The sequence below is a fragment of the Actinomadura sp. ATCC 39365 genome (assembly GCF_054392275.1).
The window spans coordinates 1,267,127-1,288,234 of sequence record NZ_CP184335.1 but is presented as its reverse complement, the minus strand read 5'-3'; the positions used below and the strand labels follow the sequence as shown (position 1 = coordinate 1,288,234).

General features: G+C 73.3%; 18 protein-coding genes. 10 read left to right on the top strand and 8 right to left on the bottom strand.

The annotated features are described in order from the left end of the window. Positions 1–6: 6 nt before the first annotated feature. On the top strand, positions 7–3,096 hold the full coding sequence (locus ACNF49_RS06710; protein ID WP_482943108.1) for an ATP-binding protein: 3,090 nt from the start codon (positions 7–9) through the stop codon (positions 3,094–3,096). A gap of 77 nt (positions 3,097–3,173) precedes the next feature. Next, positions 3,174–4,331 carry an FAD-dependent monooxygenase gene (locus tag ACNF49_RS06705; RefSeq protein ID WP_482943107.1) on the top strand — a complete coding sequence of 386 codons (1,158 nt, stop codon included), beginning with the start codon at positions 3,174–3,176 and terminating at the stop codon, positions 4,329–4,331. Here the strand turns inward: ACNF49_RS06705 and ACNF49_RS06700 are convergent. From ACNF49_RS06700 to ACNF49_RS06690, 3 genes are all read right to left on the bottom strand, one after another. Further along, positions 4,325–5,143 carry an SAM-dependent methyltransferase gene (locus ACNF49_RS06700; protein ID WP_498702256.1) on the bottom strand — a complete coding sequence of 273 codons (819 nt, stop codon included), beginning with the start codon at positions 5,141–5,143 and terminating at the stop codon, positions 4,325–4,327. The genes ACNF49_RS06705 and ACNF49_RS06700 overlap by 7 nt on opposite strands. A 67-nt stretch (positions 5,144–5,210) precedes the next feature. Further along, complete coding sequence (locus ACNF49_RS06695; RefSeq protein WP_482943105.1) at positions 5,211–6,095, bottom strand: hypothetical protein; 885 nt, start codon at positions 6,093–6,095, stop codon at positions 5,211–5,213. A gap of 33 nt (positions 6,096–6,128) precedes the next feature. Next, entirely contained in the window at positions 6,129–7,088 is a 960-nt protein-coding gene (locus tag ACNF49_RS06690) for an NAD(P)H-dependent flavin oxidoreductase (protein WP_482943104.1), read from the bottom strand. A gap of 196 nt (positions 7,089–7,284) precedes the next feature. Here ACNF49_RS06690 and ACNF49_RS06685 point away from each other — a divergent pair, with 196 nt between their 5' ends. After that, entirely contained in the window at positions 7,285–7,470 is a 186-nt protein-coding gene (locus ACNF49_RS06685; RefSeq protein WP_352320620.1) for a hypothetical protein, read from the top strand. Between the two features lie 40 nt (positions 7,471–7,510). On the opposite strand, the gene ACNF49_RS06680 is transcribed toward ACNF49_RS06685, so the two are convergent. Continuing rightward, entirely contained in the window at positions 7,511–8,611 is a 1,101-nt protein-coding gene (locus ACNF49_RS06680; protein ID WP_482943103.1) for a serine hydrolase domain-containing protein, read from the bottom strand. Positions 8,612–8,717: 106 nt separating this feature from the next. On the opposite strand from ACNF49_RS06680, the gene ACNF49_RS06675 reads away from it, so the two are divergent. Beyond that, entirely contained in the window at positions 8,718–9,341 is a 624-nt protein-coding gene (locus ACNF49_RS06675) for a TetR/AcrR family transcriptional regulator (protein WP_357974953.1), read from the top strand. Here the strand turns inward: ACNF49_RS06675 and ACNF49_RS06670 are convergent. Both ACNF49_RS06670 and ACNF49_RS06665 read right to left on the bottom strand, forming a co-directional pair. Further along, a complete protein-coding gene (locus ACNF49_RS06670) occupies positions 9,338–10,132 on the bottom strand; it encodes an N-acetylmuramoyl-L-alanine amidase (protein WP_357974956.1) in 795 nt (264 codons plus the stop codon). The two genes, ACNF49_RS06675 and ACNF49_RS06670, sit on opposite strands and share 4 nt — an antisense overlap. Before the next feature lie 111 nt (positions 10,133–10,243). Continuing rightward, a complete protein-coding gene (locus tag ACNF49_RS06665) occupies positions 10,244–11,863 on the bottom strand; it encodes a carbamoyltransferase C-terminal domain-containing protein (RefSeq protein ID WP_357974959.1) in 1,620 nt (539 codons plus the stop codon). Between the two features lie 223 nt (positions 11,864–12,086). Here ACNF49_RS06665 and ACNF49_RS06660 point away from each other — a divergent pair, with 223 nt between their 5' ends. The 4 genes from ACNF49_RS06660 (at position 12,087) to ACNF49_RS06645 (ending at position 15,538) form a co-directional block, all read left to right on the top strand. After that, entirely contained in the window at positions 12,087–12,584 is a 498-nt protein-coding gene (locus ACNF49_RS06660) for a hypothetical protein (RefSeq protein WP_482943102.1), read from the top strand. 176 nt (positions 12,585–12,760) lie between these two features. Beyond that, entirely contained in the window at positions 12,761–13,393 is a 633-nt protein-coding gene (locus ACNF49_RS06655) for a GOLPH3/VPS74 family protein (protein WP_357974965.1), read from the top strand. A 55-nt stretch (positions 13,394–13,448) separates the two neighbouring features. Next, on the top strand, positions 13,449–14,933 hold the full coding sequence (locus ACNF49_RS06650) for an APC family permease (RefSeq protein ID WP_482943101.1): 1,485 nt from the start codon (positions 13,449–13,451) through the stop codon (positions 14,931–14,933). Further along, the gene (locus ACNF49_RS06645; protein WP_482943100.1) at positions 14,930–15,538 is read left to right on the top strand and encodes a GNAT family N-acetyltransferase; all 609 of its coding nucleotides are present in this window, start codon (positions 14,930–14,932) and stop codon (positions 15,536–15,538) included. Before ACNF49_RS06650 ends, ACNF49_RS06645 begins: the two co-directional genes overlap by 4 nt. Here the strand turns inward: ACNF49_RS06645 and ACNF49_RS06640 are convergent. Beyond that, on the bottom strand, positions 15,528–17,498 hold the full coding sequence (locus tag ACNF49_RS06640; protein ID WP_482943099.1) for a hypothetical protein: 1,971 nt from the start codon (positions 17,496–17,498) through the stop codon (positions 15,528–15,530). The genes ACNF49_RS06645 and ACNF49_RS06640 overlap by 11 nt on opposite strands. A gap of 229 nt (positions 17,499–17,727) precedes the next feature. On the opposite strand from ACNF49_RS06640, the gene ACNF49_RS06635 reads away from it, so the two are divergent. Together ACNF49_RS06635 and ACNF49_RS06630 are read left to right on the top strand one after the other, a co-directional pair. Continuing rightward, complete coding sequence (locus ACNF49_RS06635) at positions 17,728–18,858, top strand: alkaline phosphatase PhoX (protein ID WP_357975451.1); 1,131 nt, start codon at positions 17,728–17,730, stop codon at positions 18,856–18,858. 76 nt (positions 18,859–18,934) lie between these two features. Then, positions 18,935–19,789, top strand: a complete 855-nt coding sequence (locus ACNF49_RS06630) for an SGNH/GDSL hydrolase family protein (RefSeq protein ID WP_357974977.1) — start codon at positions 18,935–18,937, stop codon at positions 19,787–19,789. A 50-nt stretch (positions 19,790–19,839) separates the two neighbouring features. Here the strand turns inward: ACNF49_RS06630 and ACNF49_RS06625 are convergent, their stop codons facing one another. After that, positions 19,840–21,045, bottom strand: a complete 1,206-nt coding sequence (locus ACNF49_RS06625) for a PucR family transcriptional regulator (RefSeq protein WP_357974980.1) — start codon at positions 21,043–21,045, stop codon at positions 19,840–19,842. Between the last annotated feature and the right edge of the window lie 63 nt (positions 21,046–21,108).

The window sequence follows — 21,108 nt, the reverse complement described above, 5'->3', positions numbered from 1 at the left end:
GGGCACGTGCAGTTCGGCATCCTGGGCCCGTTGGAGGTGCGATCGGCCGGCGGCGACCCGATCGCCGTGGGCGGCCCCCGGCCGCGTGCCCTGCTGGTCCTGCTGCTGCTGGAGGCCGGTCGTACGGTCGGCGTCGACCGGCTCATCGACGCCCAGTACGGCCAGAGCCCGCCGGCGGGCGCGGCCAACGCCGTACAGGCGCAGATCTCCCGGCTGCGGCGCAACCTGCCCGCCGACCTGATCGAGTTCCACGGCGCCGGCTACCGGCTGGCGGTCCCGCCCGAGGACGTCGACGCCCACCGCTTCGAGCGGCTGGCCCGCGACGGCCGGCGGCTGCTCGCGGCCGGCCGGCACACCGCGGCGGCGGCCGTCCTCAGGGAGTGCCTGGACCTGTGGCGCGGCCCGGCGCTGGCGGACGTGCGCGAGGCCGCGTACGCGGCGGGTCAGGCCGACCGGCTGGAGGAGCTGCGCCTCGCGGCCAGGGAGGACCTGTACGAGGCCGACCTCCACCTGCCCGAGGCCGAGCCCGCGGCGGGGCTGCGCGAACTGGTCGCCGCCCACCCGCTGCGGGAACGCCCGCGCGCCCTGCTGATGCGCGCCCTGCACGCGGCCGGACGGCAGGCAGAGGCGCTGGCCGTCTACGACGAGGCACGGCGGCTGCTCGCCGACGAGCTGGGCGCAGACCCCTCGCCCGAGCTGGCGGCGCTGCACCTGGCGATCCTGCGGGGCGAGCAGCGGCGCGCGCACGCCACGCGGTCGGCGCCGCCGCCACAGCTCACCACGTTCGTGGGCCGCGAGGAGGAGCTGGCCCGCCTGGCCGCGCTGCGCGGGGCGCGGCTGGTCACGATCACCGGCCCTGGCGGCACCGGCAAGACCCGCCTGGCCGTCGAGGCCGCCACCCGCGACAAGGAACGGCAGGCGTGCTTCGCCGACCTGTCGCCCGCGGCCGGGGAGGGACAGGTGCCGCTGCTGGTGCTGAACGCGCTCGGGTTGCGCGAGTCGGCGCTCAACCCGGGCGTCACCGGCCTGGCCGATCCCGCCGAGCGCCTGGTCGCCGCGCTCGCCGAGCAGGACCTGCTGCTCATCCTGGACAACTGCGAGCACGTCGTCGCCGAGGCCGCCACGCTGGCCCGCCGCCTCCTGGCCAGCTGTCCCGGCGTGCGCGTCCTGGCCACCAGCAGGGAGCCGCTGGGCATCACCGGCGAGCACCTGGTGCCGCTCCCGCCGCTGGGCACCCCGCCCCCGGGCACTCCCGCCGCGGACGCGCTCGCCTACCCGGCGGTCAGGCTGTTCGCCGACCGGGCCGCCGCCGTACGGCCTGGGCTGGAGCTGGACCTCGACGCGACGCTGAGCATCTGCGCGGCGCTGGACGGGCTGCCGCTGGCCATCGAGCTGGCCGCGGCCCGGGTGCGCACGTTCCCCGTGGCGGAGATCGCCGCGCGGCTGGCCGAGCACGGCCGGTTCCGGCTGCTCTCGCGCGGCGACCGCACAGCCGCTGCCCGGCACCGGACGCTGCACGCGGTGGTGGAGTGGAGCTGGGACCTGCTGGACGCCGAGGAGCAGGTGCTGGCCAGGCGGTTCTCGGTGTTCTCCGGCGGGGCCCGGCTGGAGACGGTCGAGCGGGTGTGCGGCGCGGACAGCGCGGTGCTCCTGGCCGACCTGGTGGACAAGTCGCTGGTGGAGACCGCCGGCGATCACTACCGCATGCTCGACACCATCCGGCTGTTCTGCGCCGAGCGGCTGGCCGAGGCGGGCGAGGAGCAGCGGATGCGCGCCGCGCACGCCGCCTGGTACCTGGAGCACGCCCGGCGCGCCGAACCCCACCTCTACCGTGCCGAGCAGCTCGAATGGCTGGCCCGTCTGGGGGCCGACGACGCCGATCTCCAGGCCGCGCTGCGCTGGAGCGTCGAGCACGACCCGCCGGCCGCGCTGCGGCTGATCGCAGCCCTGGCCATGTACTGGTATCTGAGCGGGCGGCGCGGCCGGGCCGTCCAGCCCGCCCGGCGGCTGCTCGACGTGATCGGCCCCGAGCCGCCCGCGGGCCTGACCGACGAGTACCTGCTCGCCGTCCTGCACGCCGCCCCCGGCACCGGGTCGCCGCACTGGAGGCGGGCCGCCGAGATCACGACGGAACCGGACCGGCCGGTACGGCATCCGTTCGCCGCCGCGCTGTGGGGCATGACGGCGGGCCCGCCCGAGCGCGGCGTGGAACGGCCGCGGCAGCGCGAGCTCGGCGGCGACCCGTGGAGCCAGGCGCTCGGCCGGCTCGGCGAAGCGCTGCTCATGCTGCTGAACGGCGGGATCGTGGCGGCCGAGCGGGAGCTGGAGATCGTGCTGGCGGAGTTCGGCGCGCTGGGCGAGCGCTGGGGGAAGGCGCAGGGGCTCGACTGGCTGGCGGTGATCGCGGGCTGGCGCGGCGAGTGGGCGCGGGCGACGGAGCTGTGGGCGCAGGCGCTCGAACTGCTCGACGAGCTGGGAGCGCTGGACGAGCTGGTGGACGTGTTGTGCCGGCGAGCCGACGCCCGGCTGCGCGCGGGCGACCTGACCGCGGCCAGGGCCGACTGCCTGCGCGCCCGTGAGCTGGCCCGCGAGCTGGGCCGGCCCGAGCTGACGGCGGCCGTGCACGTCCGGCTGGGCGACCTGGCCAGGATCGAGGGGGATCTCGGCGAGGCCGCCGAACGGCTTCGGGACGCGCTGGCCGCCACCGCTCCGGGCTCTCCGCTGGCCGGCACCACGGATCCGCAGGTGCTCACGGCGCTGGCCCGGCTGGCCCAGGCCAGGGGCGAGGCGGGCGAGGCCGCGGCCCGGCACCGGGAGGCGGTGGCCGTCGCGCTGCGCTCGCCGGTCGACAGCGACCTGGCCGACGCCGTCGAGGGCCCGGCCGGGGCCGCCCTGCTCGACGACCCGCCGGAACGGGCGGCGCTGCTGCTCGGCGTGGGGGTGGCGCTGCGCGGGACGGCGGTGACCGGCGACCACGACGTCGCCGCGACGGCCGCCGCCGCCACGGCCGCGCTCGGCCCGGAGCGCTTCGCCGCCCTGTACGCCCGCGGCGCCGCGATGACCAGGGACGAGGCCCGGTCCACGATCCTCGCCTGACAGTCCGGGACGCCCGCGCCGGGGACTGTCAGCCGGTCGTCGCCGGGCTGTCAGCGCTCCCGGCGAGGCTTGCCGACATGAGAGACAACCTGCACAACACCCGCGTACTCATCTCCGGCGCCAGCATCGGCGGCCCCGCGCTGGCCCACTGCCTGGCCCGCCGCGGCTGCAACGTCACCGTCGTCGAGAAGGCGCCGGCCCTGCGCGAGGGCGGCCAGGCGGTGGACTTCAAGGGCGAGACCCACCACACCGTCCTGACCCGCATGGACATCCTGGACGACGTGCGCCGCCTCCAGACCGGCGGCACCGACCAGCACTTCGTGGACGCGTCCGGCCGCACGCTCGCGGTCATGCCCGGCGAGTTCACCGGCGGCGACGTCGAGATCCGCCGCGGCGACCTGGCCCGCCTGCTGTACGAGCGCACCGCCGCCACCTGCGAGTACGTCTTCGGCGACTCCATCACCTCGCTCACCGAGACCCCGGGCGGCGTGCACGTCACCTTCGAACGCTCGGCCCCCCGCACGTTCGACCTGGTCGTGGGCGCGGACGGCATCCACTCCAACGTCCGCAGGCTGGCCTTCGGCCCCGAGTCCGACTGCGTGGACTTCCTCGGCCACTACTACGCGCTGGTGGAGCTGGACAGCGACTTCGGCCCCCACGGCCAGATGTACAACGAGCCCGGCAGGATGGTCGCGGTCGGCGGGCCGAAGGCGCCGGCGTTCTTCGTCTTCGCCTCCGAGCGGCTCGACTACGACCGTTACGACGTCGAGCAGCAGAAGGAGATCCTGGCGCGGGCCTACGCCGGCATGGGCTGGCGCACCCCGCAGGTCCTCGACGCGGTGCGCGGCGCCAAGGACGTCTACCTCGACTCGATCAGCAGGGTGAACATCGACCGGTACGTCGACGGCCGGGTGGCGCTGCTGGGCGACGCGGCGTACGGCAACACGCTGGGCGGGTTCGGCAGCGGGCTGGCGCTGGTGGGCGCGTACGTGCTGGGCGAGGAGCTGGCCGCGGCGGGCGGCGACCACCGCGTGGCCTTCGCCGAGTACGAGCGCCAGATGCGCCGCTACTCCAAGGTCACCAGGAGCGGCAACAACGCGGGCACGTTCCTGGCGCCCGGCAGCCCCGCCGGGATCCGCATGCGGAACTGGACCTTCAAGTTCGGCTTCCTGCTCGGCCTGATGATGAAGGTGACCGACAAGTTCGCCACCAACATCGCGCTGAAGGACTACTGAACGGGCAGCCGGCCCACGCCCGCGTCGAGCCGGAGCCGGGGTGTGCCGTCCACCAGCGGGACACGGTCGTCGTCCGTGAGCCGCCAGTCCTGGACGGGCACCAGGCCGGGCCCGATCAGCTCGAACCCGTCGAACAGCCGCAGCACCTCGCCGTGGCTGCGGAACGCGCCCTGGGCGGGCGAGCCGGCCGTGGCCAGGTCGAGCTGGGCGATGGCCTCGGGAGAGCTCTCGGCCATCGCGTGGGAGAGCACCAGATGGCTGCCGGGCGCCATGGGCTTCCTGAAGGCGGCCACGATGCCGGGCGGGTCCTCGGCGTCGGTGACGAAGTGCAGCACGCCGACCATCAGCACGCAGACCGGCTGGTCGAAGTCGATGAGGCCGGTGACGTGCGGGTCGGCGAGTACGTCGGCGGGCCTGCGCAGGTCGCCCTGGATGCCGGCGACGCCGGGCTGGTCGGCGAGCATCACCTGGGCGTGCAGGCGGACCATCGGGTCGTGGTCCACGTAGACCACCCGGCAGGCCGGGCTCACCTCGCGGACGGTCTCGTGGATGCTGGGCGCGGTGGGGATGCCGGTGCCGAGGTCGATGAACTGGCGCACGCCCTGACGGGCGACGTGGCGCACGGCCTCGATCTGGAAGCGGCGGTTGGCCCTGGCGACGGCTCGGGCATCGGGCGCGACGGCCAGCAGCTTCTCGGCGACCGCGCGGTCGACGGCGACGTTGTCCTTGCCGCCGAGCAGGTAGTCGTACACCCGGGCAGAGCTTGGCACGTTCGGATCCACTCCGGGCGGAACACGTTCTAGCTCAGACATGGTGGCCCATTTCCTCGCCTACCACTGTTCGGTGGTCATACTAATCGGTAACTTACCGGAACGTGTTCTATTTGGCCGCGTGGCCGCAGGGGCGGGGGTCCTCGAACTCGGGGTCGAGCTCGATCCTGCTCAGCACCGTCGCGTCGATCGGACGGCGGATCGTGCCGGCCGTGGCGCAGTCGTAGAACACGTACGCGCCGGAGTCCTGGCCGAGCACCAGCCAGCGCTGCCCCTTCGACAGGAGCTTGCCGGAGTCGTCGCGCACCTCGGCCCACTGGTTGGAGAACCCGGTGAGCTGGAGCACGAGGTTGGCCTCGCCGCGGTCGTGCACCGCCTCGGCCCCCTGCGTCATCCAGCCGACGAGCACGAACCCCAGGCCCACCCCCACCAGCGCGCCCGTCAGCACCCGCATCGCGGCCCGCCCGGTGGGCCGCGCCCGCAGCAACCGGTACGGCACCAGCAGGCAGAACAGCCCGACCACCACGACCGTGATCAGCACCGGCGTGCCGGTGACGTCGAGGATGCCGAGCAGCCCCCAGTACGCGACGCCCGACAGCGCCGCGCCCACCGCGGCGGCCAGCCACGGCTGTTCCCGCGCCCGGTCGAGGGCGCGTCCGGCGGCGCCGCGGGTGACCCGGTCGAGCAGCCACCAGGCGCCCACGACCAGGCCGAGCAGCGGCAGCAGGGTCAGGAAGAGCAGCACCAGCGTCGCCACCAGGTGGCCGAAGATGCTCGCCTGGGTGAGCCCGGCCTGCTCAGGGGTGATGCCGAAGGTGTCGTAGACGCTCTCGAAGCCCAGGTAGAGCAGGGCGTACACGGCGACGGCGATCGGCACGACGACCGTGCCGATCTTCTCCATCACCTCCAGCACGCTGCCCCCGGCGGGCGCGGTCTCCGGTGCCGGGGCGACGGAGGGCGCGGCGGGCGCTGGGGGCAACGTCTGATTTGTCATGGCACAAGAGGATGCATCAGGCCAGGATCGGCGTCATCCACCGGGCGGGGCGAAGCGGCGCAGCAGCGCGTCCGCCTCGGCGAAACCGGCCACCACGTCGGCGGCCGTGCGCCGTTCGCGCACCATCCCGACGGCCTGGCCCGCGTAGATGCAGGCGGTGTCGAAGTCGCCGTCGCGGCGGGCGGCGGCGATCCGCGCCGCGGCCTCCTCGTCGGCCGCCAGCTCCTCCTCGTGACCGGCCCAGCGGTCGAAGAACGCGTTGCGCAGGGCCCGGCCGCCGTACTCGGCCGGCCAGTCGAGGCGCTGGGCCACGTCGAAGACGCGGCCGTAGGCGGTGTCGGTCTCGGCCGCGGCCAGCACGCGGGCCGCCGCCGCTTCCGACAGGACCGTCTCCGCGCAGCCCATGAACGCCGTGCCGGCCCACGCGCCCTCGGCCCCCGCCGCCAGAACGGCGGCCAGCCCGCGCGCGGTGGCGATGCCGCCCGCCGCCAGCACCGGGACGCGGACGGCCGCCAGCACGCTCTGGAGCAGCGGCAGCGTGCCGACGTCGGCGCGGCCGTGGCCGCCCGCCTCGGCCCCGCGCGCCACGACCGCGTCGACGCCGGCCTGCTCGGCGGCGCGGGCCTCGTCGGTGGTGCCCGCCTGCGTGACGACCGTGATGCCGGCCTGCCGCAGCTCCTCCACGTACCGCCGGTACGGCCCGAAGCTCACGGAGACGAGCCGCGGCCGGGCCGCGAGCACGGCGTCGAACTGGGCCGGGTTGCCGGGCAGCGCCCAGGCCATGAGCCCGATCCCGTACGGCCGCCCGCTCTCGGCGGCGACGGCGGCCTCGGCCTCGATCCAGGAGGCGGGGGCGGCGGAGGACACCCCGATCACGCCGAGCGCGCCGGCCGCGGAGACGGCGGCGGCCAGCCGGCCCGCGCCCACTCCGGCCATGGGCGCGCCCACCAGGGGCACCGTCAGCCCGAACCGCTCGGTCAACCACGTCCGCACGCCGGCCTCCTTGCACGTCGCCTGCCATTGCCAGTCTCGCACCACGCCCGCTGCGGGCATGGCGGGAGGGCGACAACGCAGGATCCGTACGAAAGTAGAGCCGGATGACCGATGCGCCGGAGGCGGAGGCTGTGCATCCTGGTGGGGACGGGTCCGGCGCGTGGCCTGTTGTGAACCCGAGAGGAGTCGTCAGGACATGGACAGCGCTGCGAGCCGCCCGACCGTGGTCTTGGACAACGGTGTCGTCGGCCGGATCATGCTGGCCCACCGGTCGAGGAGCGATCTCGTGCTCGTGCTCGGCATGGACGGCACCCTGCTGAGCTGCGACCTCGACGGCATCGCCTGCGTGGTCGGCGGCCGGCCCCTGTGCCGCGACGGCTGAGCCCCGCGGGAGCGCTCGGCGGGGGCCCCGCGCCCGGCGGTCAGGACCGGGCGACCAGGGCGGCCAGCTCGCCGACGGCGGCGAAGTCGTTGGTGAGGCGGTTCTTGGTGAGGGCGACGGCGGTGCCGGTCGCGGTGTCGGCCCACGCGTAGCTGCCGCCCGCCCCGCCGATGCCGAACGCCGTCGCGCTCTCCTGCGGCGAGCCGCCGGGAAGCCCGATGGTGAAGCCCAGCCCCCACGTCGAGGGCATGCCGAAGACCTCGTCAGGGCCGCTGTAGGCCACCGCGGTCGCCTCACGCAGCCGCTCCGGCGAGATCAGCCGCACACCGTCCACCTCGCCCAGCAGGGCGGCGTACATGCGCGCTATCGCCCTGGCCGAGGTCTTGCCGCCGGCCGGGATGTCGGCGGTCAGGTAGTCGGGCCGGCTGCCGAGGGCGGCGTTGGGCATCAGCTCCATCGGCCCGGCCTTGAACATCGGCAGGTCGGCCGGCATGTCGCCGAACGCCGACGGGTCCATCGGCTCGTCCTCCAGCCGGGCCAGGCGGTGCTGCTCCTGCGGCGGCATCCCGAAGTACAGCTCGCGGGCCACGCCCAGCGGGCCGGAGACCTCCTCCAGCAGCACCTGCGAGATACGCTTGCCGGTGGCCCTGCGGACGATCTCGCCGACGAGGAAGCCGAAGGTGTAGGCGTGGTAGCCCATCTTCGTGCCCGGCTCCCACCACAGCTCGGCGTTCTCCAGGGCGGCGACCATCTTGTCCCAGTCGCAGACGTCCTCGGGCGTCGTGTCGAGCGGCACGCCGGGCACGCCGGCCGTGTGGGTCAGCACGTGGCGGACGGTCACGCCGCCCTTGCCGTTCCCGGCGAACTCCGGCCACAGGTCGGCGACCGGGGTGTCGTAGTCGTACAGGCCGCGCTCGGCCAGCATGTGGGCGACCGTCGAGGTCGCGCCCTTGCCGATGGAGAAGTTGTAGAACGGCGTGTCGGAGGTGACCGGCCGGCCGGTCTCCGGGTCGGCCACGCCCGCCACCACGTCCACGATCTGCACGCCGTCGCGGTAGACGGCCACCTGCAACCCGCGCTCGGCGCCTGACTCGACCAGCTTGTCGGCGGTCTCCTGCACCTGCTGCTGAAGGTCGCTCATGAGATCGTCACTCCTGTTCGTTTCGGGAACTGGACGGTACAGTACTCACATGAGTACGGAACTGTCCAGTACTATGCGAACTCATGATCGAAAAGGTGGCGCGACAGTGACCGACGAGGACGGCCGGACGGCCCGCAAGCGCAGGCAGATCCTGGACGCGGCGCGCGCGGTGTTCCTGCGCAACGGCTACGTGGGCGCGAGCATGGACGAGGTCGCCTCGATCGCCGCGGTCTCGAAACAGACCGTCTACAAGCACTTCAGCGACAAGGAACAGCTCTTCACCACGATCATCCTCGACACCACGGCGCAGATCGAGGGCCTGGCCAAGCTGATCACCGAGTCGCTGGCGGGCAACGACGACCTGGAGAAGGGGCTGCGCAAGCTGGCCCACGAGTTCCTGGCCTCGATCATGCAGCCCGACGTGCTGCGGCTGCGGCGGCTGATCATCGCCGAGGCCGACCGGTTCCCCGACCTCGGCCGCACCTGGTACGAGCAGGGCTTCGAACGTTCGCTGGAGAGCATGTCCACGGCCTTCGGCCGCCTGGCCGGGCACGGCCTGCGTCCCATGGACGACCCGCGGCTGGCCGCCGACCACTTCGTCGGCCTGCTGCTGTGGATCCCGGTGAACAAGGTCATGTTCTCCGGCGGCGGCGACCACTACACCGAGGCCGAGCTCGACCGGCTCGCCGACGCCGCGGTCGAGGTCTTCCTGCGCGCCTACGGGGCCTAACCGGTCAGGAACTGCTTGAGCCCGGCGGCCAGCGAGCCGGCCATCTCCCCGCGGAACTCCCCGTCGGACATCTTGGCGGCGTCGCCCGGGTTGGCCATGTTGCCGCACTCGATGAACACCGCCGGGCGGGTGGACAGGTTGAGCCCGCCCAGGTCGGTGCGGGTCTGCAGGCCCTGCTCGCCGGTGTAGGTGGCGTACGGCATGCCGGTGCCGTCGCGGAAGGCGTTCCGTACGGCCACGCCGAGCTTCCTGGACGGCTGGATGATCGCGTCGTTGTGCCCGGCAACCAGGCCCGGCAGGATCACGTGGAAGCCGTGGCCGGCCGGCGGCGCGCCGTCGGCGTGGATGGACAGGACGGCGTCCGCCCGCGCCTTGTTGCCGATGGCCGCCCGCTCGTTGATGCAGGGGCCGACGCCGGTGTCGTCCGGCCTGGTCAGCACCACCTTGGCGCCCATGTCTTCGAGCAGCGGCTTCAGGCGGCGGGCGACATCCCAGGTGAAGGCGTGCTCGGTGTAGCCGGCGGCGGTCTGGGTGCCGGTGGTGTTGCAGGGTTTGCGTCCGGTGATGATGTCGACCGGACGGCTGATCTCCTTGGGATGGGAGGCGTTGCCGCCGTTGTGCCCCGGGTCGAGCACCACGACCTTCCCGGCCAGCGCGTTCCGCGTGCTCTGCGACGGCGAGGCGGAGGTCACGACCACCCCCTGGGTGGTGCGCACGGGGCCGCCGCCGCAGGCCGCCGACAGCGTGGCCAGGGCGGTCAGCACCACGGGGACGGCTGGGTGAACGCGCATGCGACCGACGGTAGCCCGGACCGGCCCACCGGCTCCGCCACCCACTCTGACCACCGGGAACAATGACCTGGATTTGGTTTCCACCGGCTCTCCCGACGACGGGCGGCGGGGCTAGTCGCGGTCCCAGCTCAGGCCGGGCACCGGCGGCTCCTCGCGCTTGCGGATCAGGTACGGCGGCATGACCAGGGCGTGCAGGTTCGTCGAGAGCAGGGTGTCGATCGACTGCTCGGGCGTCTCGGTCAGCGGCTCGCCGGAGCCGTTGAGCGAGGCGTTGGCCAGCACCGGGGAGCCCGTGGCCGCGTGCCACCCGGTCAGCAGGGCGTGCAGGAACGGCGTGGCCGGCTCCTCCACGGTCTGGATCCGCGCCGTGCCGTCCACGTGGGTCACGCCCGGCAGGCTCGCGCGGTGCTCGGGGCGCACGTCCACGACGCACTGCAGGAACGGGGCCGGGCGGTCGACGCCGAAGAGGCGCTCGGCGTGCTCGGCCAGCACCAGCGCGGCCAGCGGGCGGAACCACTCGCGGCCCTTGACCTCGAAGTTGACGTAGTCCTGCATGTCCGGCCTGGCCGGGTCGGCGAGCACGCTGCGGTTGCCGAGCGCGCTCGGGCCCGACTCGCTGCGGCCCTGGTGCAGGCCCACGACCCGGCCGCTCTCCAGCAGCGACACCGTCGCGCCGACGAGGTCCGCCGGCTGCTCGGCCACCAGGCCGTCCGGCAGGCTCCGCACCGCGGCGGTGATCTCGGTCTCGTCCGGGTCGGGGCCGAGGAAGTCGTCGGTCCAGCGGAAGCGGCTCTCGACGCCGAGGCATTCGATGAGCCCGTACAGGGCGCAGCCCACGGCGGTGCCGCCGTCGTGCGGGCTCGGCGGGATGAAGACCTCGCGGAACGGCGACTCGCGGACGATCCGGCCGTTGGCCGTGGCGTTGAGCGCGGCGCCGCCGGCGTAGACCAGCCGGTCCAGGCCGGTCTGCCCGTGCAGCCAGGCGACCACCTGGGCGAGGGCGTTCTCGAAGACCCGCTGGCCGGCCGCGGCCAGGTCCGCCGCGCGGGAGAAGCGCTCGCCGCCGGGCTCGTAGACGTAGGCGTCCCGCTGGGCGAACGTCTCGATCCACTCCTCGGGGATGAACACCTCGTGGCCGCGTACGTCGAGGTCGGGCAGGCCGTACACGTACGCGTCGCCGAAGGGGGCCAGGCCCATGACCTTGGCCTCGTTGCCCTCGCCCTCGGGCCACAGCAGCTTGGTCAGCAGGGTGTAGAAGCAGCCGAGGCCGGTCGGCCGGGCCCAGTCGCCGTCCCAGAGCTGTTTGGCCAGGCACTCGATCGGGCCGCCGCGCTCGCAGCGGTAGAACGAGGCGACCTCCAGCATGTCGTCGCGGGTGCCCTTCGGCAGCGGGACGCGCTCGGTGAGGTCCCTGACCCGGCTGCCCTGCGCGCCGATCACCAGGCCCGCCGCCCGGTCGAACGGCGAGGGCGGGAACGCGCTGTAGAGGTGGCTGAGATGGTGGGAGACCTGGACGACCCGGGCGTCCTCCTTGAGGCTCAGCGTCTCGCGCAGCTCCTCCTCGTAGGCGTCCTTGTGCTCGATCTCGGTGTCGGCGGCGTATCCCTCGACCACGAGGTCCACGGGCTCCTTGAGCAGCGGCATCTCGGGCAGGTACAGGTCCGGCAGGTCGCCCAGGCGGCCCCAGTGGTGCCTGCGCCGGGTGATGCGCTCCTTCTGCAGGCTGTACATGCCCGACTCGCCCACAGCGACAGCAACAGAACCATCCTGAGTACGATTTATGCCGACAACGATAGGAACATCCGTCATCTCTGGTGCCTCCTGGGCTGTGATCACCGGCACCAGTACCCGGGTCTGGGACAAGACCATCCCTCAACCGCGTAACGGACACGTCAGCCCGGACCCTCCCGCGAACCGGGCGAACTTGTGCGCCGGGCGCGCAGTCAAACCCTGCATGACGACGAAGCACATCATCGCGGCGGCGACCCTCGCGGCGGGCGTCGCGCTGGCCGGGATCGCCTCCCCCGCGCTCGCCGCCCCCGCCTTCGGCCCCAACGGGTACGGCGGGGTCACGCTGGGCATGAGCGCCAAGGCCGCCCAGGCCACCGGGAAGATCGTCCACAAGCCCGGCCTCGACTCCGCCACCTGCTCCGGCTGGGACCTCAAGGCCCAGCGGACCGGCCGCGACGCGGTCGGCCTCTTCATCTCCAAGAAGCGGGGCGTGGCGATCGTCTTCGCCCCGAAGGGCGCCAGGACGCCGCAGGGCATCGGCATCGGCTCGACGAACACCCAGCTCAAGCGCGCGTACGCGAACAAGCTGCGGACGGCCGCGAGCGGCTTTCCGTACGTCGCCGTGCCGGGCAACGCCAAGGCGCACTACTACTTCCTGCTGCGCAACGGCAAGATCTACGAGATGGGCCTGGCCCTCGACAAGCAGGACTGCGCGAACTGACGATCCGGAACCCCGGCAGGGCGGCACCGGCTTCTCCATGAAGCCGGTGTTTTTTATTTCCCGATAAATAGGGTCTAGCCCGGAGATGCGGGTTTTTGGTAGAAATTGCCGCTGGCGGCTACACGCTGCTTCCTGAACCGGTCATCCACCAATTCCTATAGTGAGCGGGCCGATTTTTGCTTGCCGATGATTTCTTCTTCGTCTGCTGGGACGCGACGGGCTCGGGCAAGCCTCGGCTGCACGTCCCGGGCGTGGCGCTCGGCCTGGCCGGGGCGCTGCTCGCAGAGCTGGTGCTGGAGCAGCGGATCACCGTCGAGGGGGCCCGGCTGCGGGTGGTCGACCGGCGCCGGGTCCCGGACGAGCTGGCCGGAAAGGTGCTGACCGAAATAGGCAATTCCCCGCAGCACACCGACGTGCGGACCTGGCTGGCCTACCTCGCACAACGCTCGGTCACCGAAGTCACCTCCCGGTTGATGGGTAATGGTCTGCTCGAACGCGAATCCCCGAGGCTGCTCAAGCGTAAACAATTCCGCTATTTCTCCAACGACTTCAACCGGGCCATGTGGCCCTCCGCGCGGCTGCGGCTCGCGCTGGTGAAGTGGCAGCCGCTGACCCCGCACGACATGGCGCTGGCGGCGCTGGCCGAGGCCTGCGACCTGACCGACGTCGTCGTCGAGGACCCGGCCGACCGGCGCGGCGCCCACCAGTACCTGACCACGGTGCTGGCCGCGATGCCCCAGCCGCTCAGCGACCTCGGCCGCCAGGTGGGCGCGGCCGTCGGCGACGCCGTCCTGACCTACCGGACGTGAGCCCCGGACCGCCGCCCCGACCACACCGCACCTGAACCCCCCAGAAAGGAACGCGATGCCTTCCGCGAGATCCGGCGCCGCGCCCGATCCGATCGCCGGCGCCCTGGCCGCCGACCGGCTCGGCGCACCCTCGGTCGTCTACTTCGTCCTGTCGGCCGCCGCGCCGCTCACCGTCGTCGCCGGCGTGATCACCACCGGCTACGCCGTCACCGGCATCACCGGGCTGCCGATCGCGTTCCTGGTCGTGGGCGTGGTGCTGGCGGTGTTCGCGGTCGGGTACGTGGCCATGGCCCGCCACATGGCCAACGCCGGCGCGTTCTACACCTACATCAGCCGGGGCCTCGGCCGTCCGGCGGGCATCGCGGCGGCCTGGGTGGCGCTGATCGCCTACAACGCGCTCCAGGTCGGCCTGTACGGCGCCTTCGGCGCGGCGGCCACCCCGCTGCTCGAACGCTGGTTCGGCGGCGCGCCGCCCTGGTGGGCCATCTCGCTGGTCGCCTGGGCGCTGGTGGGCGTACTCGGGCTGATGCGGGTGGACGTCAACGGGCGGCTGCTGGCCGTCCTGCTCACCGCCGAGGTGGCGGTCATCCTGCTGTTCGACCTGGCGGACCTGGTCAACCCGGCGCCGTCGGGGTTCTCGGCCGAGACGTTGTCGCCCGCGGCGCTGTTCGTGCCGGGGGTGGGGGCGCTGCTGGTCATCGCGACGCTCGGGTTCGTCGGGTTCGAGTCGTCGGTGGTGTTCTCGGAGGAGAGCCGGGATCCGCGGCGTACCGTGCCGCTGGCCACGTACGCGTCGGTGGCGATCATCGCCGGGCTGTACGCGCTGTCGTCGTGGGCGATGACGGTGGCCACGGGGCCGGCGGACATCGTGGCCGCCGCGCGCCGCGACCAGGCCGAGACGATCTTCATCATCGCGTACCAGCACCTCGGCGGCGCGGTCGTGGACATCGCCCGGGTGCTCTTCGTCACCAGCGTGTTCGCCGCCATGATCTCCTTCCACAACACCACCGCCCGGTACTTCTTCGCGCTCGGCCGCGAACGGGTGCTGCCCGCCTTCTTCGGCCGCACCCGGCCGCGCAGCGGCGCGCCCCGGTCGGGCTCGATCGCGCAGACCGTGCTCGGGCTGGTCGTCATCGTGGTCTACGCGGTCCTGGGGCTCGACCCGCTGGTGCAGCTCTTCTTCTACGGCGGCTCCTTCGGCGGGTTCGGGGTGCTGCTGCTGGTGTTCGTGACCTCGATCGCGATCGTCGCCTTCTTCGCCCGGCAGCCGAGCGGCGAGAGCGTCGTGCGGCGCTTCGTGGCCCCCGTGCCCGCCGCGCTGGCGCTGGCGGTGATGGTGTGGCTGGCGCTGGACAACTTCTCGACGCTGCTCGGGGTGCCCGAGGGCGATCCGCTCGCCTGGATCCTGCCGGTCGTGTACGCGCTGGCCGCCCTGCTCGGCGTGGGCTGGGCGCTGGTCCTGCGCGCGGGACAGCCGAGCGTGTACTCGCTGGTGGGCATGGGCGCCAAGGCCGCCGCCACGCCGGAGGTCGTCCGTTGACGCGCGCACAGGACGTAGCGGCGCACGGCGTCCGCCGGGCGGCGGCCGGTGACGCCGACGCGGTCGCCGAGCTGATCGCGACCGCGTTCGCGCGGCTGCCCGCGGCGTCGTACCTGGTGCCCGAGCCGGCCGGGCGGCACGAGATCATGGTGGCCGACTTCCTGATCCTCGTCTCGCACGCCATCGAGCACGGCGAGGTGGACCTGCTCGACGAGGGCCGCGCGGTCGCGGTGTGGCTGACGCACACCGCCGACGCGCCGCTGCCCGAGCCGCCCGACTACGACCGCCGCCTGGCCGCCGCCACCGGCAGGTGGGCCGACCGCTTCCGGCTGCTGGACGAGCTGTTCGAACGGCACCACCCGGAGCCGCCGTACCACCACCTGGCGTTCCTGGCCGTGCACCCGGACCACCAGGGCCGGGGGCTCGGCTCGGCGCTGCTGCGCCGCCACCACGCCCTGCTGGACGGCGCCCCCGCCTACCTGGAGGCCAGCAGCGCCCGCAGCCGCGACCTGTACGCCAGGCACGGCTACCAGGCCGAGGAGCCGTTCGCGCTGCCCGACGGCACCCTGTTCTGGCCCATGTGGCGGCCCGGCGTCACTGGGTGACGCAGGGCCCCTCGCAGACGTCGGCGACCACGCCGGTCCTGAGGAACACCGACTTCTGGAGCTGGGCGGCCGGGGTCCTGCGCGGTTTCTCGTGCGGGTCCTCGCCCTGCGTGGGCGGGGTGTTGGTGAGCGGCGGCGCGGGGGCGCCGCTGTCCCACATCACCAGGGCCGAGCCGGGATGGGCCCGGCCGCGGATGGCGGGGATGCCCCAGAACGGCACGGCGTCCGGGCTGCGTCCCGGGGCGAGGGCCGGGGTCAGCAGCCGGGCGCCCACGGTGCGGGCCTCGACCTCGGCCGTGACCGTGGCCACCTGGTGGTCGCCGAAGGCCACGTGCATGAGCACCCGGTGCCGCGGCGTCCCCGGGTAGGGGCGGTCGGTCAGGTGGGCGGCGTAGCCGTCGGCCTCGCCGCGGTCCCACAACATCTGCATGAGCGCCAGGATGAGCTGCTGGTCCAGCTTGTCGGGGTAGGCCCGGTCGAAGGCGGCCTGGAAGGGGGCCGCGTCGGCGCTGCGGTTGAACAGGGTGCTGTAGTTCATGCCGGTCACGCCGAGCACGCCGCGCTCGATGTCCTTCGACAGCGCGACCAGTGCGCCGCCCAGGATGCCGCCCTGGCTGTTGCCGTCGTACACCAGGCCGTGCCGCAGGTCGATCAGCGGGCGGCCGCGGTCGGTGCGGAAGGCGGGGTGCGCGGCGAAGCCGTCGGGGCCGGTCATGGCACGGCCCAGGAACATGAAGTCGAGGAACCCCTGCAATGTGCGGTCAGGGATCGTGCCGAACCGGGAGATGTCGGTGAAGACGGAGGCGACGTGCGGGATGTCCTCGTCGGCCATGCCGATCCACTTGGTGGCGCAGAAGAGGAAGCCGTGCTCCTGCGCCATGGTCTTCACGTTCGACGCGCCCACCTCGGAGTGCCTGCCGAGCAGGCCGTGGCCGTACAGGGAGGGGCGGGCGGGGCGGTCGAAGGCGACGCGGGGGATCTCGCAGCGGAAGGGCGCCACCTGCTCGTTGCCGGGCAGGCGGGCCGGCAGGCCGTCGGGGCCGCGGTTGAGCGCCGACCCGGGCGGGCCGCCGGGCCGGTCGAGGTAGCTCGGCACCCGGAAGGTGCCCTCGACCCGGCGAGCGATCTGGGCGTCCTGCTCGGGGGTGAGGTCGGTGACCGAGGTGACCTCGAAGGCGGGCGCGCGGCCGCGCAGCGTGCGCAGGGCGTCGTCGCGCATGGCCAGCGCGGGACCGGCCAGGCCGCGCGCACTGGCGACGGTGAAGTCCCAGGCCAGGTAGAGGCCGCGGGTGCCGACGCCGGCGCGGCGCAGCGCGGACAGCGCGGGCTGCAGGCGGCGCTGACGGTCGTGCAGCTCGTGGTCCGGCGGCAGGGGCGGCCCGGCGACCGCGGCGAAGGCGGGGTTCGGCGGGATCGGGGCGCCGGCGGCGTCGCGGAGGTCGCGCAGGGCGACGGCGTACCGGTGGCCCTCGCTCAGGTTGCGGGCCGGGCGGACGATCAGGGCCTGGCGGCCGGCGGGCGCGTTCGCGTCGAGCTCGGCCCAGTACGGCCACCGCTCCCCCGTCACGGTGTCCAGCAGCACGACGGGCGCGTCCCGGTCCAGCGACCGGCCGATGTCGGTGATCGGCGCGGCGCCCGTCCTGGCCAGGTCGAGCCCCGGCACCCTGGCCAGCACCATCGAGCCCGGCGAGAAGCCGTCGTTCCTGTTCCACTCGGCGGGCGCGATCGGCACGCCGGCGACCGAGACCGGCATGGACGCGGCCGCGAAGGCCACCCGGCGGCCCGTGTCGGTGCGCCGGTCGGCGACGGTGAACCAGTCGTTCGGGAACGGCAGCAGGCAGGCCGCCGGGTCGATCGGATCGCAGCCGGACGGTTCGGGGACCGCCGAAGCCGGTGACGCCGGCTGGGCCGCGAGCGTCGCGCAGGCCAGGGCGAGGGCGGTGAGGAGACGGGGAAGCACGCGCACGGGCACCTCGGGAGCTGATCGAGGCCGGGGGTTCGGGCCATGGTGGATCGCGCCGGGGCCGCCGTCAATCGGCTTCGCGGAATGCCGCCCAGATTTGTGAGGCGTCACAGATTTGACCGTCCGGATTTACTGCCCTGTCCAGTTCACAGAAGGACGAGCAGGGCTCATCGTCATGTCTGCGAATTCAAACGACATCGAACGACGCGAGCCACGTGGAGTGATGATGCGCCGTCGTACCTTTCTCAGGACCGTCTCCGCGGCGGTCGCCTTCTCCGGGGCGATGTGGCACGACGCCGTCGCCTCAGCGGCGGGCGCGGGCGTGAGCCCGTACGGGCCGCTCGGCGCCCCGGACGCCAACGGCATGGCGCTGCCCGCCGGTTTCACCAGCCGGGTGGTGGCCAGGTCGGGCCGGGTCGTCGGCGGCACGCTGTGGCACCCCGCTCCTGACGGCGGCGCGTGCTTCGCCGACGGCTCCGGCTGGATCTACGTGTCCAACTCCGAGGTGCCGCTCGTGGGCGGGACCTCGGCGATCAAGTTCAGGGCCGACGGCTCGATCGACCGGGCGTACCGGATCCTGAGCGGCACGAACCTCAACTGCGCGGGCGGCGCGACCCCGTGGGGCACCTGGCTGTCCTGCGAGGAGATCTTCCGCGGCAAGGTCTACGAGACCGACCCGTACGGCAACCGCTCCGCCCAGCAGCGCCCCGCGATGGGCAAGTTCAAGCACGAGGCCGCGGCCTGCGACCCCGACCACAAGGTCGTCTACCTGACCGAGGACGAGGGCGACGGCTGCTTCTACCGCTTCACCCCCACCACCTGGGGCGACCTGTCCAGCGGCCGGCTCGACGTGCTCTGCGGGCTCGGCGGCGACAACGTCGAGTGGCGGCCCGTGCCCGACGCGACGCCCGGCGTCTTCGACACCCAGACCAGGCACCAGGTCTCCGCGGCCCGCCACTTCGGCGGCGGCGAGGGCTGCCACTACGCCGCCGGGATCTGCTACTTCACGGCCAAGGGCGACCGCAAGGTCTGGGCCTACGACACCGCCAGGCAGACGGTCACCGCGATCTACGAGGGCGGCGGCACCCTCGACGGCGTCGACAACATCACCGGCCGCCCGTCCGGCGACCTGTACGTGGCCGAGGACGGCGGCAACATGGAGATCAACATCATCACCCCCGACCGCGTGGTCGCCCCCGTCATGCGCCTCGACGGCCAGGCCAAGTCGGAGATCACCGGCCCCGCGTTCTCCCCCGACGGCACCCGGCTCTACTTCTCCTCCCAGCGCGGCACCAGCGGCGAGACCGCCGGGACCGGCGGGATCACGTACGAGGTGACCGGGCCCTTCCGCCGCTGACCAGCACGGCTTCACCCCACCGGAGCCGGTGACCGGCACGGCTTCCGCACCCCCACCCCCGCCGAAGGAGTCCTCCATGGTCCGACGGTTGCTCGTCCTGCTCTCCGCGACCGCCCTGGCGCTCGGCGTCGCGCCGCCCGCACACGCCGCCCAGGGCGAGGTGTACGTGGCGCTCGGCGACTCCGCCGCGTCGGGTCCCCTGGTGCCCAACCAGGTCGTGCCCGACCTCGGGTGCTGGCGTTCCGACCACAACTACGCCCACCTGACCGCCCAGGCCATCGGCGCCGCCACCTTCAGGGACGTCACCTGCTCCGGCGCCAAGACCCGCGACATGTACAACCCCCAGGGCACCGACCTCGGCAGCGTCGCGCCCCAGCTCGACGCCCTCAGCTCGGACACCACCCTGGTCACGGTGCAGATCGGCGCCAACGACGTCGGCCTGACCGGCTTCATCGAGGACTGCCTCAACCTGCTGCCCCCGCCCATCGGCGACGCCTGCAACGACGACTACATCGTCAACGGCCAGGACTCCTGGCGGGTCAAGACCGACGCGCTGCGGCCCAAGCTGACCACGCTGGTGACCGACATCCGCGCCCGCGCCCCGCGCGCCCGGATCTTCATGGTCGGCTACGCCACCTACGCGCCGCCGAACGGCTGCTACCCGACCGTCCCGATCATCAAGGCCGACGCCAACTACATCCGCGCCACCCTCCAGTACTTCAACCAGATGCTGGCCGAGCAGGCCGCCGCCGCGGGCGTGTCGTTCGTCGACCTGCAGACGCCGAGCGTGGGCCACGACCCGTGCAAGGCCCCGAGCGTGCGCTGGATCGAGCCGTACGTGCCGGCCTCGCCCGCCGCCCCGTTCCACCCCAACGGTCTCGGGATGCGGAACTTCGCCACCGTGGTGACCGCCGCGGTGTCCTCGGTCTGAACGCTCTGAATCGTGCGACGGGAGCCGTCCCCGCCGGGGGCGGCTCCCGTTCACTTGCGGTGCTGGCGCCTGGCGGCCAGCGCCGCGCCGATGCGTTGCAGGTGGGCCGGGTCGACGGGGTCGAGGCCGGTCAGGCTGACGGCCCTGCGCAGGCGGTAGTCGACCGTGTTGGGGTGCACGTGCAGCAGCTCGGCCGTACGGCGGCGGTCGAGGCCGGTGTCCAGGTAGACCGTGAGCGTCCTGAGCAGGTCGGGGTTGTCGAGCAGCGGGTCGAGCAGGCCGGCGAGCACGGCGGTGGCCTGGCTCGGCCTGGTGAGCTGGTACTCCAGCAGCACGTCGGCCAGCCGGTAGGCGCCCGGCGGCTGCTCGAAGACCCGCACCACCTCCAGGACCTCCTCGGCCAGCTTGACCGCCTCCGGCACCCCGGTCGGCGGGGCGATCTCGGCCGCCGCCCACACCGGCACGCCGGCCGCCTTGGCCATCGCGGCGGCCGTCTCGCCGACCTCGTACCAGTCGGGGTCCTCGCCGGTGATCGGCACGAACACCAGGCCGCCCGTCGTGTCCAGCACCGACAGCACCGGCTCGGCCGCGCCCCGCTGCAGCGCCGTCCTGATCCGGTGGAGCTTGCGGCGGCCCGCGATCGACCCGCCCGGCTCGTCGCTCTCCTCGTCGGGATGCCGGCCGACGGAGAGCGCCAGCACCAGGTAGCGCGGGGCCAGCCGCACCCCGGCCAGGGCCGCCCGGTCGCCGCCGAGCAGCGCGGACACGGCGGCGTGCAGCGCGTGCTGCTCGTGGCTGAGCATCCCCTCGCGCTCCTCCAGGTACGCCGTGCACACGGCGGCCGTCACCGACTCCGTGTAGAGCAGGATGAGGCGGTTGGCCGCCAGCACGTCCTCGAAGTCGGCGGGCGTGGCCGCGGCGAACAGGTGCTCCCACACCTTGCGCGCGCCCAGGTGGTAGGCGGCCAGCAGGGCCTCCAGCGGCACGCCCTCCTGGGCGCGGCGGGCCGCCGACGAGCGCAGCGGGGCCAGCTCGGCCCTGGTGGGCGGGCGGCGGTCGCGGAACATGCGGGCGATCAGCCGCAGGTTGTGCTCGGTGATGACGGTGATCTCGCCGTCGAGCTCCTCCTTCGGCAGCCGCCGGTAGAGGGGGATCTCCTCGGCGAAGCCGCGGACGAGCTGCCTGGCCAGCTTGGCGGTCTGGCGTTCGAGCAACTCGTGCGCGACGCACCCGGCCAGGGTGAGGGCAGGGACCACGTTCCGAACCCTCCCAGAACATCCGGCGTCAGTGAAGGCCCCGCCGGCGTGCGACGGGGCCTT